The sequence below is a fragment of the Clostridium magnum DSM 2767 genome, from assembly GCF_001623875.1.
Taxonomy (GTDB): Bacteria; Bacillota; Clostridia; order Clostridiales; family Clostridiaceae; genus Clostridium_AM; species Clostridium_AM magnum.
Genome location: NZ_LWAE01000021.1, coordinates 1 through 14,095, shown reverse-complemented (window position 1 = coordinate 14,095; position 14,095 = coordinate 1). Strand labels below are relative to the sequence as shown.

14 protein-coding genes are annotated in these 14,095 nt (G+C 30.6%); 1 reads left to right on the top strand and 13 read right to left on the bottom strand.

Annotated features, from left to right (window positions below; genetic code table 11):
- Positions 1-31: 31 nt before the first annotated feature.
- From CLMAG_RS30170 to CLMAG_RS30160, 3 genes are all read right to left on the bottom strand, one after another.
- Complete coding sequence (locus CLMAG_RS30170) at positions 32-772, bottom strand: GDSL-type esterase/lipase family protein (protein WP_139264249.1); 741 nt, start codon at positions 770-772, stop codon at positions 32-34.
- Between the two features lie 260 nt (positions 773-1,032).
- A complete protein-coding gene (locus tag CLMAG_RS30165) occupies positions 1,033-1,476 on the bottom strand; it encodes an Lrp/AsnC family transcriptional regulator (protein ID WP_066631226.1) in 444 nt (147 codons plus the stop codon).
- 79 nt (positions 1,477-1,555) lie between these two features.
- On the bottom strand, positions 1,556-2,539 hold the full coding sequence (locus tag CLMAG_RS30160; RefSeq protein ID WP_066631225.1) for an asparaginase: 984 nt from the start codon (positions 2,537-2,539) through the stop codon (positions 1,556-1,558).
- A 623-nt stretch (positions 2,540-3,162) separates the two neighbouring features.
- On the opposite strand from CLMAG_RS30160, the gene CLMAG_RS30155 reads away from it, so the two are divergent.
- Complete coding sequence (locus CLMAG_RS30155; RefSeq protein ID WP_066631223.1) at positions 3,163-4,395, top strand: ammonium transporter; 1,233 nt, start codon at positions 3,163-3,165, stop codon at positions 4,393-4,395.
- A gap of 99 nt (positions 4,396-4,494) precedes the next feature.
- Here CLMAG_RS30155 and CLMAG_RS30150 read toward each other — a convergent pair whose 3' ends face one another.
- The 10 genes from CLMAG_RS30150 to rpe all read right to left on the bottom strand — a co-directional run bounded on the left by CLMAG_RS30150 (position 4,495) and on the right by rpe (position 13,634).
- On the bottom strand, positions 4,495-5,439 hold the full coding sequence (locus CLMAG_RS30150) for a phosphoglycerate dehydrogenase (RefSeq protein ID WP_066631221.1): 945 nt from the start codon (positions 5,437-5,439) through the stop codon (positions 4,495-4,497).
- 245 nt (positions 5,440-5,684) lie between these two features.
- On the bottom strand, positions 5,685-7,271 hold the full coding sequence (locus CLMAG_RS30145; RefSeq protein ID WP_066631216.1) for a polysaccharide deacetylase family protein: 1,587 nt from the start codon (positions 7,269-7,271) through the stop codon (positions 5,685-5,687).
- A gap of 479 nt (positions 7,272-7,750) precedes the next feature.
- Entirely contained in the window at positions 7,751-8,422 is a 672-nt protein-coding gene (gene aat, locus CLMAG_RS30135; protein WP_066631215.1) for a leucyl/phenylalanyl-tRNA--protein transferase, read from the bottom strand.
- Between the two features lie 62 nt (positions 8,423-8,484).
- Complete coding sequence (locus CLMAG_RS31380; protein ID WP_278331924.1) at positions 8,485-9,213, bottom strand: HDOD domain-containing protein; 729 nt, start codon at positions 9,211-9,213, stop codon at positions 8,485-8,487.
- An 8-nt stretch (positions 9,214-9,221) separates the two neighbouring features.
- Positions 9,222-9,665 carry a response regulator gene (locus tag CLMAG_RS31375; RefSeq protein ID WP_161487069.1) on the bottom strand — a complete coding sequence of 148 codons (444 nt, stop codon included), beginning with the start codon at positions 9,663-9,665 and terminating at the stop codon, positions 9,222-9,224.
- 197 nt (positions 9,666-9,862) lie between these two features.
- Entirely contained in the window at positions 9,863-10,648 is a 786-nt protein-coding gene (locus CLMAG_RS30125) for a Cof-type HAD-IIB family hydrolase (RefSeq protein ID WP_066631214.1), read from the bottom strand.
- A 21-nt stretch (positions 10,649-10,669) separates the two neighbouring features.
- The gene (locus CLMAG_RS33375; protein WP_066631213.1) at positions 10,670-10,945 is read right to left on the bottom strand and encodes a molybdopterin dinucleotide binding domain-containing protein; all 276 of its coding nucleotides are present in this window, start codon (positions 10,943-10,945) and stop codon (positions 10,670-10,672) included.
- An 838-nt stretch (positions 10,946-11,783) separates the two neighbouring features.
- The gene (locus CLMAG_RS34100) at positions 11,784-11,930 is read right to left on the bottom strand and encodes a hypothetical protein (RefSeq protein ID WP_242873191.1); all 147 of its coding nucleotides are present in this window, start codon (positions 11,928-11,930) and stop codon (positions 11,784-11,786) included.
- A gap of 25 nt (positions 11,931-11,955) precedes the next feature.
- Positions 11,956-12,651 (bottom strand): molybdopterin-dependent oxidoreductase, encoded by a 696-nt coding sequence (locus tag CLMAG_RS34095; protein WP_242873190.1) that lies wholly within the window; start codon positions 12,649-12,651, stop codon positions 11,956-11,958.
- 332 nt (positions 12,652-12,983) lie between these two features.
- Complete coding sequence (rpe, locus tag CLMAG_RS30110; protein WP_066629082.1) at positions 12,984-13,634, bottom strand: ribulose-phosphate 3-epimerase; 651 nt, start codon at positions 13,632-13,634, stop codon at positions 12,984-12,986.
- Positions 13,635-14,095: the final 461 nt, after the last annotated feature.

Genomic DNA, 14,095 nt, shown 5'->3' with positions numbered 1-14,095 from the left:
TAGTATGGAAAGAAGCAATAAAAAGATTCGTTTACACAAACCTTTTTATTGCTTCTTTCCATATTAAATATCCATCTCCATTTAAATGAATTCCTGCAGTAGTATATTGCGGATTTAACTTATTATCTGCTACCACAAATAGTGGATATAGATTGATGTATTCAACTTTTAACTTGACACATAGTTTATTTAGACTATTATTTAAATCTAATATTTCCTCTACTTTTGTATGTGTTGTAAACTTCTCTTTATTAATTGGCAGTACACTATGGACATATACTTTTGTATTAGGAGAATTTTCTTTAATTTTATTCAGTATCTTTTCATAATCCTCTATAATACTTTGTGTAGTTCTGCACTTTCCTATATCATTTATTCCAAGCATCATAAAAATTTTACTCGGCTTTACTATCGTTATTTCTTCCAGCCTATTTAAAACTCCATATGTAGTATCTCCACTTATTCCTCTATTTTTAATGGACGGATTATTGAATAGTTCACTCCATTCACATATCTCTATTAAGCTATCTCCTAAAAATACTATTTCTCCATTATTACTTCTCAAATTTATAAATGTAGTTACTCTATCAATGTAATGATCTGAAAACTTTTCCGGATTTAAATCTATGTTAATCTTCCTGCTGACATCTTCTGTTTTATACTCATTATTTGTATTACTTGCACCACCTACTATTTCCGATACTGTATTTCTGCTAAACATTATATATAAAAGTAAAAATATAGTTATAATGACTGCATTCTTTTTAACCATTATTGCCGCCTCCAAATGCTTTCATAAATATTCATTCTTTAATATATTGTCCCTAATATTTAGCTTTATTCGTTTACATACATATGTAAACAACATCAAATATGAAATTATATTAGGTATAGTTATTGACTTCTCTGAAAGCACATTTAACAATTTAAAGCTAGCTCTTGGCGAAGCACCTTAGAGATAGCTTTAAATTGTTAACAGTGCAGAAGAGAGGTCAATAACTATACCTGAACTAAATCGTGTTTCTAGGTTGATTAAGTAGTTTTCTTATCGTTTATTATATGCTCTTTTTCTACAGAAGAAAGTACTATAAAGGTCTCGGTATCCCCAAACATTTGAATCTTACCTATAAGTTTTTCTAAGCTTGCAATATCCTCAGTTCTAGCCTTCATAATTTTACAATATGGTCCTGTAACATGATGACATTCCACTATAGAATCTTCTTTTTTAATAAATTCCATAAACTTCTCATTTTTTTGCACATTCATACCTAGGTTTATAAGCACATTAATTTTTTTCCCAAGCTTATCATAGTTTATTTTGGCTTTATAACCTGTTATAATGTCTTCTTCCTCAAGTCTTTTTACTCTCTCAGCCACAGCTGGTGCACTAAGTGATACCCTTTGTGCAAGCTCTTTCATAGGTATTCTTCCATCCTCTAACAATATTTCCATAATCTTGTAATCTGTAGAATCCATAAACTTCCTCCCAGAAATATAATCTTTATATGTTATAGGATTCTTCTCTTGGAATCCTATAACATCAGAATCTTTAAGTTTAATAATAGTTCTTCTCAAATATTTCTTTAATTTTCAATAATTCTTTAGTGTAACCTAAAGCCACCATAAGCTTAATTCTAGCTTTTTGTCCTGGTAGATTATCACCAAGAATTACTCCTCTTTCAGTAAGTTCTCTTCCTGCACCTTCATAACCGTAATCATCGAGAACTCTCCCCATTAAACATCTAGAAACTAAAACAACAGGTATGTCTTTATTTAAAGCATATTCAACCCCTGAAACCATTTTAGGTGGTATATTTCCTCTTCCCATACCTTCAATTACTATTCCATGTGTTCCAGAATCTACACAAAACTTTAATAGACGATCATCCATACCGCATCCGCATTTTATAAGATCAACATTACTATCAATTTTGTCTGCAGCGATATATTGATTTTTAGTATAGTTATAGTAAAAATATACTTTATTATTATCTACAAAACCAATAGGCCCAAAATCCTTACTTTTAAAAGTATCCAATGTATGAGTGTTTGTCTTAGTTACCTGAGAAGCTGAATGAACTTCTCCGCTCATTACTACCATTACACCTCTATCTCTTGCCTCATCAGATATTGCAGTATATACTGCATCTATTAAGTTTGGTGGTCCATCCCAACCTAGTTCTGAGCTATTTCTCATTGAGCCTACAAAAATTATAGGCTTTGAACCATTATAAGTTAAATCTACAAGATATGCTGTTTCCTCAAGTGAATCAGTACCGTGAGTTACTACAACCCCATCATAACCTTCAATCTCAACTTTGTTACTTATTATTCTTGATAATTCCAACATCTTCTCTGGAGTCATATGTGGACCTGGCATCATCCCAAAATCTAAGAAATGAATATCTGCAGCCAAATTTATACTTGGTGTTAGCTTTAATATATCTTTTCCGCTCATAGCTGGTACTGCTGCATTGCTATTTTCATCTTTTTTCATGGATATTGTTCCACCAGTAAATATGATAATGATTTTCTTCATGTCGGTGCTCCTTTTTCTATTTATTATATAAAAAACAAATTAAACGAATAATTCTTAGATATAAAATAATATATCCTGAATTACTTCAAAATATATTTACTGAATGCTCATGAGTTCATTATCTAAAGTATTCTTATTTTAACACAACAAAATTACAGTGTACATATATTAAATAATGTTATATCAAAGGATGACGTTACTTAATTATTAATTATTATATGATCATTTAATTTTAAAAGGCATTATTTGACGGAAAACTAATTTAATAACAAACGTATCTTTTAAAATCTCATATCTCCATTTTATAAAAACAATTTTCTGTACTTTGTTATCAAAATGAAAAATATTTCATCATAAGAAAACGAAAACACTATTTTCCATGCGAAATTATTATTATTTTAATAAAAAAAGTTGATTTCTCTATATTAACATATTATAATACTAATTAGGTTAAGAGAACCTATATTTTATAATAAGTTAATAGTTTATACAGGCAACGGCGTCTGAAATAATGGGAATTTTCAATTCTCTTATTTGTAGACCCCTTTTTTTTTACCAAATTTAGCTTATATGTAGCTTTTAACACCAAACAAATTTTAAATATTTTTAAGGGGGGCTTACTTATGAAAGGAATTAATGGAGCAGATATGTCATTTGTAATCTTTTCTGCAGCACTTGTAATGTTGATGGTTCCAGGATTAGCATTATTTTATGGAGGAATGGTAAAAAGTAAAAATGTATTAAGTACAACCATCCACAGTTATGCAGCTTTAGTTGTTATTTCTATACAATGGATATTTATTGGATATTCATTGGCCTTTGGACCAGATATCAATGGTTTTATAGGAAATTTAGATTGGTCTTTTCTAGATAATGTAGGACTTGAACCAAATACAGATTATGCAGGTACAATTCCGCATTTACTATTTGTTATTTTCCAAATGATGTTTGCAGTAATTACTGCAGCTGTTATCTCTGGTTCTTTTGCAGAGCGTATGAGATTCCCTGCTTTTTTAATCTTTATAATTTTATGGAGCACACTAGTATATGATCCAATTGCTCATTGGGTATGGAGCAGCAATGGTTGGTTAAGAAAATTAGGTGTACTTGACTTTGCTGGAGGAAATGTAGTAGAAATAAATTCAGGAATTTCTGGACTTGTAGCAGCTATAATGTTAGGGAAGAGAAGAAAGACAAAACCAGAACCCCACCACGTACCTATGGCAATTTTAGGCGGAGGAATACTTTGGTTTGGATGGTTTGGATTTAACGCAGGAAGTGCACTGGCAGTAAATGGAGTTGCAGTTAATGCTTTTCTAACTACTAATACCTCTGCAGCTGCGGGAGCTATTTCTTGGGTTGCATGTGAATGGTTCCACAATAAGAAACCAACTGCATTAGGAACAATAAGTGGCGCAATAGCAGGCCTTGTTGCAATTACACAAGGTGCGGGGTATGTAACACCTATGTCAGCCTTTCTAATTGGTATAGTAGGTGGAATTGCAAGTTTCTTTGCTATCGCGGTTATGAAGTCCAAGCTTGGTTATGACGATTCATTAGATGCCTTTGGATGTCATGGAGTTGCTGGATTGTGGGGTGCTATTGCCACAGGAATATTCGCTACTAAGACAGTAAATCCTGCTGGTGATAATGGTCTATTATATGGTAACTTTGCACTTTTTAAGGCTCATATAATATCTGCAGGTGCTTGTGCACTATATGCCGCTATTGTTACCTTTTTAATTTTGAGATTAATTAGTGTATTTATGGAATTAAGAACAGGTAAAGAAGAAGAAAGTGCAGGTTTAGATGTTTCATTACATGGTGAAGAGGCTTATAATGTGTTAAGCGCATAAATTTAGTACTTATACACATGTTAATATAAATATAATCTTTTCATATATAATAAAAACACTATTTACACAAGTTTTTTGTAAATAGTGTTTTTTATAGTATTAGTATCCCTTACTTATATCTGTAACATTAATCAACTCTTCATTTTCCATATATCTTTTCATATTTTCATATATAAGATCAAATCTTCTTTCGTTTCTTAACTCTGAAATCCAGCTATTATGGGGAGTGATTATTACATTATCCATACTCCACAAAGGACTGCTTTCTGGAAGTGGCTCCTCTTCAAATACATCTAAGGCAGCTGCTGCTACTTTACCGCTTTGCAAGTTATTTATCAATGCTTTTTCATCAACAATAGCCCCTCTTGCTATATTAATAAAAAATATATTGTTTTTCATGGATGAAAACTTATCCTCATTAATTAAATGATGTGTATCGTTAGTATATGGTAATGTTATTATAACAACATCACTTTCACTTAAAACTTTATCTATATTACTCATTGAATAACATTTATTAAAATATTCTATATTTCTGCCTTTAGTGTTGATGCCTAAAACCTTTACTCCAAATCCCTGAAGTCTTTTAGCAGCTTCAACAGCTATGGTTCCTGTACCTATAAATGTAACAGTCTTACCATACAGTTCTAAAACTTTTGAATCCATTTTCCAATGCTTTTCATTTTGTTTTTTATAAAAATAGGTGCTTCTTTTCAATAAATTTAAAATATCCATAACTATCCACTCACCAATAGGTATGCTGTAGCCACCTTTATTATTTGTAATAATAATGTTATTTTTTAAAACAATGTTCTTTGGTATTTGGTCTATTCCTATACTTGAAAGCTGTATCCATTTTAACCTTTCTAATTTACTTATATCAAAAGTAGAAAAAGGATTATAACAAGCTAATACTTCTATATCTCTTAACTCTTCAACATAGCTTAGTTCTTTTTCATCAGATAAAGTTATATCATAGCCCAAGTCTTCTATCTTCTTCATGTTTTCTTTACCATAATCATATGTAAAAAGTACTTTCACCATTTACACCGCCCCACTTTCCCAATTAATTATTGTAATTTATATTATATTACTATATTTATAAAAATGAAAACAAATTACTCTATCATATCCTCTTCAATTTAATTTATCCGATGACTACCCTCTCTAATACTCCCTCTTCTGAAAGGGAACGTAAATATATACTCCTTCAACTAATTCTTTTAGCTAAAAATTTAGTTGGGGGAGTGAACCCCCATCTGATTCAACTTTTACTTCATAATACATAGTTATTTTATTTTTCTAAATTCATATCTCTGACTTCTTAAATATTCTATAATTTTAGGCAAGGCCCTAGCTGTTTCCTCTTTGCCATAAGTATCATGCATTAATAAGACTACTTTTTCTTGATTTCCTACAGTATTTTTAACCTCTTTAAGTAACTCTTCTGCACTTTTACGTCTCCCATCTGAATCTCCGTCATAGGCATTCCAATCTATACTATACATATTATTCTCTCTAAGCACAGTATTAAAGGTGTTTAAATTAGGATCATTATAGTATTTTCTTGACATGCATCCTCCAGGCATTCTTGTAATCCTTGTTTTAAATTCTTGTCCAATAGCATTACTAATTGCATCATTAGTTTCTTTTACTTCTTCCATATATCTCTCTGGATTTACTTTGTTTCCAGGATATATAGCTTTAAGATTATGGGTATAGGTGTGATTCCCTATAGCATGTCCCTCTTGTAAAATCCTCACAACTAAGCTTTTACTTTCTTCATCAGCTTGAATACTACTCCCAATTAAAAAGAAAGTTGCTTTTATATCATTATTTTTTAATATATCTAGTATTTTTGGGGTTACAGTAGTAGATGGTCCATCATCAAAGGTTAGAAAGGCTATCTTTCTTCCATCGCTTTCAAAATTATTATCTAATATCTTACTTACTTTTTCTGCATCATAGGATCTATCCTCATCTGTTTTTTTATTACTTAATAAGGTTTGTACAGTTACCTCTGGCACAGCATCTTCTTTTCTTAAGTTTGTTAGATTATTTATTAAAGATACTTTAGATCCAAAAGGTGTTTTTAAAAGGAACATATTAGAGTTTATAAGTGTATCGGTGTAATTTGTTTTCGCTGTGGATGTTTCTCTATTTAATTTGTCTGTTAAACCGCTTCCTATTGTTACATAAATACTCCTAAACTCCACATTGCTTTGAAATTCATTAACCTTTTTCATGCTTCTTCTATATCTATACTCACTGCTTACCCCTTCAGAATTATACATATTTTTCGTAAACCCTTCACTTAATCCTTGGTTATTAACTAATAATATAGGAATTTCTTTTACAACATCTGTAGGCTGAAAGGATAATTCATTTAGAGAATCCTCTCTTGATGCTACTTTTATACTACTATTCTTAACTATAAATTGTGCAATCTTTAAATTACTCTCCTGTATATCACTTCTTAATATTCTTTGATATCGTATATTTGTTCCATCTATGTACCCTTCCAAATCCTCTGATATTCCTCCAGTAACACCTACTATAAATACTTTTTTTATATTTGATCTAATTAATTTATCTTTTACATAAGAGTCTAGAACTTTTCTGTTTACTAATATTATAGGCGCATTAAATTTTTTAGCTAAAGGAACAGCAGAAAAGGCATCTTCAAAATCTCCACCTGAAACTAACACCGCAGAAGATGGTTTACCCCAATTATCTTGGGACATATTAGTATCTACAGCATGCCTCCCACTGCCCCAAAACTTTTTTTGAATTTTATCAGCAAATACCTCATTAGATATAAATACTAAAGTCAGTATTAACCAACCTAATATAAATAAATATCCTTTTTTTAGCATTAATCTTTCTCCCTTTCAAAATATAATTAACTCCTTTCAAAATATATGTCTATTTAAAAGACAATTATTACATATAATTAATAACTATGTTAATTCACATAGTAAGCCATCCATGTCAGGTATAACTTACTACGTATATATCTCTTGAATTATTACTTTAAACATGTTATTATAATTACATAAAGAAACAGCAATACATAGACTATACTTTCTAGAATATTCGTTAAGCTCTTATTTTGAACCTACATTTTAAATTCGGGAGTCCGATAAGCTAGATGGGGAAATGTACTTTCTTGTGAGTCCTTTTACGGCATTGAAGGCGATTGAATCATCTACACTGACACCCACCTATCAGGAGATAGGTGTCAAAATTAGAGTACCGGTATTTTGGATATTATATGTTAGTAACTTGAAGCCAATGCTTACTATTGTTAAGCATTGGCTTTTAAATTATTTCAAAATATTCTGATGTTTTAAGACTAGAGACAGAAACCTTCTGAGGGTGAATCTGAAATTCCTTCTTCTAAAAGCTCTAAAAATTTATCTCTTGAAACATTTATTGCCCCTAAACTTTCAAGATGCTCAGTATGAACTTGGCAATCTATCATAATATAGTCTTGTTCTTCTAATTTCTTACATAAAGTAATAAAAGCAGCCTTAGATGCATTGCTCTTAGTGGAAAACATTGATTCACCAAAAAAACATTTTCCAATACTTATACCATATAATCCACCAACTAATTCTTCTTCATACCAAGCTTCTACAGAATGTGCATATCCAAGCTTATGAAGTTCACAATAAGCTTCTATCATATTATCTGTAATCCATGTACCACTTTCTTTTCTTACATTAGCACAATTAGATATAACATCCTTAAAACAAGTGTCAAAGGAAATCCTATACACATTCTTCTTAAGGAGTTTTTTCATAGAATGAGAAACTTTGATATCTTTCGGATAAAGGATAAATCTTGGATCAGGTGACCACCAGAGTATAGGCTCATCTTCTGAAAACCATGGGAATACTCCATTGGAATAAGCAAGCATCAACCTCTCAGGGGATAGGTCTCCGTCTATTGCTAAAAGTCCATCTTCCTCTGCAAGAGAGGGATGGGGAAATATCAAATCATCATTTAATCTAAAAATAGGCATAATTACCTCCCTTAAATAAAAGCAAAAACTATCTTTTTTAAGATAGTTTTAATATCGTAATATTAATATATTATCAGTTCATCAATTTTTCTTTCAAATTTGCTCTTTTCAATACACAGGTATTTAAAACATTCCTCAACATCATTTACCCTACTATCTAAATAAATCACTTTTGCTGAATAATGCTCAGCAATGTGCACTATACTAAGTAATTCTTTATTAATTACATTTTTATTAAATGGATTGTGATGATAGATTGCAGCTTCTACAATAGGGTAAGGAATCTCCCACCAGTTTAGTAGATATCCTCCTACTTGAGAATGAGTTGATCCAAAAGCTTCAATTTCAAGATTTTCAATAGTCACTTCACTTTTTTCACGGTTTAACTGTTTTACTTCTTGAATTATGTTCATATATCTTTTATCAAATCTTTTTAGCAAGAATATACTTCCTATATTAATTAGAAGACCAGCTAATGATGCATAAGCTGGAGCACTTTTACCTAACATTTTGTAGGTTGCACTTACAATTTTGCTGCAGGTAAAAGATTGCTGCCATAAAGGCTGAAATATTCTTTCAGGCACATCTTTAGTATTGAACATATCAAAAATTGATGTAGACAGCACCAAATCACGAATGTTTTTCATTCCTAAATAAGTTACTGCTTGTTTTATAGAATTTGTTTTCACTCCATAATATGTTGAATTTGCAACTCGAAGCAGCTTTGCTGCCATTGACGGGTCACTTCCAATAGCATCTGCAATATCCTGCATTTCACTATCGTTATCAATTAACTCTATTATTTTTGATAGCTAGCACGAATAGTAGGAAGCTCATTTAAGTTTACAATATAAGAAAAAAGATTTGATTTTTTAAGTCTTTCCTCTGTTTCAAAAATCTTATTAGCTAGTACTATGATATTCTGATCCCACGGTTTTAAAATACATGTTTTAGCAATATTTTTTTGGACTGCATTAAATATTACTGACTCCTCTTCTTTTCCACCTAATATTACTCTTATAACATCGGGAAACTTTTCCTTTATCTTTAACAAAAGACCTTTTCCATCTGGCATAATCATTTTAAAATCAGCAAATATCATATTAACATTTTCATTTTCCATTAATTTAAAGGCATCTTGTACATTAGTAGCAGTAATTACATCATAATTATTTCTTAAAACTGATACAGCTTTTTCTATTTCAAAAACATCTCTATCAACTAAAAGAATTTTACCAAACAAGCTCATCCCCTCCCCAAAGGAAAAAAATATTACTAAAGTTATTACTTTATCTCCCAACAAACACCAATGTATTAATTATATATTATTTATACTAATGTGTCTAATTATTAACCTGCTTATATAAAAAAATATCTACCATCTTTCAAAATTTAGAAATCAAGTAGATACTTTTTATTATTGAAGCTTTTTATACTAAGCTATAGAACTTGGCTTTTTATGACTTCCAAAACACCATTTTCATTATTACTCTTAGCCATAAATCTGGCATGTTGCTTTACTTTGTCAGGTGCATTTTTCATTGCATAACTATGATACGCTTCGTCAAACATAGACAAATCATTGAAGTAATCACCAAATACCATTGTTTCCTCAGGTTTTATGTTAAATTTCTCTTGAAGATGTTTTATAGCTACACCTTTACTTACATCATGATTGATAATGTCTAACCAATTTTCTCCTGATACTGTGACTTGAAAAGTATTTCCAAAACGAGGTTCAAATATTTTACTACAATTCTCAGCAGCCCCTTTGAAATCATATATTGTAAACTTTAGAATATCATCTTCTACTTCATTGAAATTATTCACAACTTCATACTTTAAATAATACCTTTCAACTTCCTTTATAAATTTTTCATAATTTTTTTCAATATAGGCACCTTTTTTACCACACAGTACTGTTTCACAGCCTTCAATTTGCTTTGCTGTTTCTAAAAAAGAATCAACCATATCTTTATCTAATTTACTAGAATAAAGTTCTTCTCCCTCAAGAATTACATAACTTCCGTTTTCAGCTACATATATTATATTCTCCTTGATTTTATCAAATTTATTTTTAATATTAAAATATTGTCTTCCACTAGCAACAGCAAATAATATATCTTTTTCTTTTAGCTTCATTATTATATCAAAGGTTTCTTCATTGAGTTTATCATATTGGTTTAATAATGTACCATCCATATCACTAGCTATAAGCTTTATCATAAGTATTCTACCTTTCTTTAGTTAATTTTTCTTCTTTATTTCTACAAAAGTATCATAATAAGCTACCTGTTTGCCCATATCAGAAACTTCATTTTTAGTTAAGAAGTTTGGATTTGAATTTTTTTCCCACCAACCTACCTCCATATGAACTATATTACCCAAAATTCTATCAGTTATATTTATTCGTACATCTATTTCTCCACAATCAGACTTTAAAGTAACAACCTCTTCATTATGTAGATTATACTTTTGTGAAGTATTTTTACCTACATAAGCTACGGCAATTCCATCCCACATCCTTAAAACCTTGAGACATGAGAGATCTTTTAGGATGGGTGGTCAAAAGCCTAAGTTTAGATTTTTTTCATTAATATAAACCGGAATTGGACTTAAGTTATCATTTTTTGCACTTTCAGAGTATATCTCTATTTTCTTAGATGGTGTATCAAATATTAAATCCTTCCAAGCAATATCAATTTCCTGTATAGTTACGTATTCATTTTTTATTTTTTCAAGAGTAACTCCTCTTTCTTCTAAGGGTTTTATAATTTCACCTAAATACTCTTTCTTAGATACATAGGGATAATCCTAATTTCCATTTTTCTTGCAAGCTCTCTAAAGAAATAGTATTCATCCATCAATTATGTTTAGGTTCTACACATTTTTTCGTTATATATTATATATGGATTACTCATTGAGGAATATAGCAAGTCCTCACTTTCAAAAGTATTTGTACACGGAATAATTAAATCACAATGTTTTGCTGTATCTGTTAAAAACATATCTATGCACACTTTAAATTCTATACTTTTAAAAGTCTTTGTAAATTCATTTAATTAGGCCATTGATTAAGAGGATTGGCTTTACTTATGAATATAGCCTTTACATTGTCTTTTGCATATTGGGCAAATTTATTCAAATCAAAGTATCTTTCCTTAGAAGCATATTTATGACTATTATATGGATCTAAAATTTAATACACTAGGATATACTTTATTATTGTAATTTACACCTCCACCCTTTTTTCCTATATTTCCTGTTATAGACGCTAAAGCGTCTATGGCTCTTATTGTATTGCCACCGTTTTATATCTCTGCACTCCAATACCCTATGTAATATAGTACTATACTTTTCTTTAGCATAAAAGATAAGTAAGTTCTCTTATTGTATTTATATCCACTCCACATTCATCACATAAATAGTTTAGGTCTAAAGTATTTAAATAATCCTTATACTCCTCAAAACCTATAACATTTTCTTTATAAACTCTAATATCCTGCAAATTTTTCCTCTATTATTACTTTTTGTCATTGCCATAGCAAGAGCAGCATCTGTAGATGGATTAATCTTATATGAATATCCGCACTGTTAGCAGTGTCTGTAATAATCGGGTCTATTACTATTATTTTAGCGCCCTTCTCTTTTGCTTTTTTAATTCTATGAAACAAATGTATATGTGAATTTGCTGGATTTTTACTCCAAAGTATTATATTTTTTGCATTTAGAACATCATCTATAAAATGGGACTTATTATATCCAAAATCGTATTTTTGAGCTTTAGTGCCAGCACTCCAACAGGTTCCTCCATCCGCTTTAGTGATGCCACCATAAAAATTGAAAAATATATCTTCTATTCCTTTTAGTATAGAACCTGAGCCTGATTCACTATAATGCATTACAGAATTTGAAGAATACTTTTCTTTATAATACTTTAGTTTATTTGCAATTATATCTATAGCTTCTTCGAAGCTTATGTTTGTCCACTTTCCATTTTCTTTTTTCATCGGAGAATATAATCTGTCTTTATCACTCAATCGTTTTAGATGATTTCTTCCTTTTTCACACATTATACCTTTTGTATAAGGATGATTTTTATCCCCTTCTATTTTTACTATCTCATTATTCTCAACATATACATTTAGTTTACAGCAACCAAAACAATCAAGAGTGCATCCGTGACTTTTCATATCTTGCAACATCCTTCCTGTAATTTTATTAAGCATTATAACATACACAATAGAAAATATCATCAAAATCTCTATAATTAGCCCCCTAGCCCATCATTAAAAGAGTTATTAACAACTTAAAAGCCAATGCTTAAATTTATCCGATAACTACCCGCTCTAATACTCCCATCTTCTTCAAAATGGAAGTAAAGAGCGGCTACGTTCCTCGTTCAACTAGGAATCAGGTGGAGTTTGAAACTCCATCTGATTCAAGTTTTCACTTCATCAAACATTGGCTTTTAATTAAATCTTATTAATTAGTTTTAAATTGGTTAGTTAGTTTCTCTAAATTTGCTGACATTTGGCCAAAACTTTGCGCCGATGCTATCTTAAAGGTCTCCTCTTAACTCCTTTATGTTTTGTGCTATCATACCATCTTTAAATACCGCTGATCCTGCAACAAATACATTGGCTCCATACTCTGCTACTTCCTTAATGTTATCCTTTCCTATGCCACCATCAACCTCAATCATAAGCTCCTTATTAAATTTATTACCTAGAACTTTTAGTTCTTTAATTTTTTCTGAGCAGTAATGTATATATTTTTGTCCCCCAAATCCTGGGTTTACAGTCATTATAAGTACCATATCTAAATTAGGTATTAGATATTTTATACTTTCTACTGGTGTAGCTGGGTTTAAAGCTACGGCAGCCTTTATTCCAAAACTCTTAATATAATTTATAGTTCTATCTATATGTCTGTCCGCTTCATAATGTACTGTTATAATATCCGCTCCAGCCTTTACAAAATCCTCTATATATCTTGATGGTTCCTCTATCATTAAATGTACATCAAAGGGAAGCTTTGTTAAGTTCCTTATACTTTTAATGATCGGTATACCAAACGATATGTTAGGTACAAACATTCCATCCATTACATCTATATGAACTAAATCTGCTCCGTTTTTTTCTAAACTTTTAATATCTTCTCCTAGTTTAGAAAAGTCTGCAGATAATATTGAAGGGGCTATTTTAATCATAATTTCTTCCTCCTCGTATAATAAGTTTATAGCAGTTATTTACTGCCTATAAACTTATTTATTTTTTATATTTTGTATAGATTAAGAAAGCATCTCAATTTTTCTAGTGGGGATTCTCCCAATTCAGTATTGCTGATTCTTATACTTTCCGATCTATACTGTTTTAACCTACTATTTATTAAAGGATTTTCTAATGCTAAAATAGTCATAACGGAACTTTAGCGAAGGTTACTGCTGTATTCCTCCTGCAAAACACATTGTGTTATTGCCTGTAAAGCTTGCAGCCTGACCAAAGTATCATATTCTGCTTACACAAATGTTGCATCTCCTTTCGCAGCCACCAGCAAGGTTTTGCGTCTGGATGAATGCTAATTACGCGAGGTTGCAGTTAGTACTTTGGATTAGGATAATCCTTTCTAATTCCTCATTATTTTTGAAAGGTGGTGATTTCATGAAGAAAG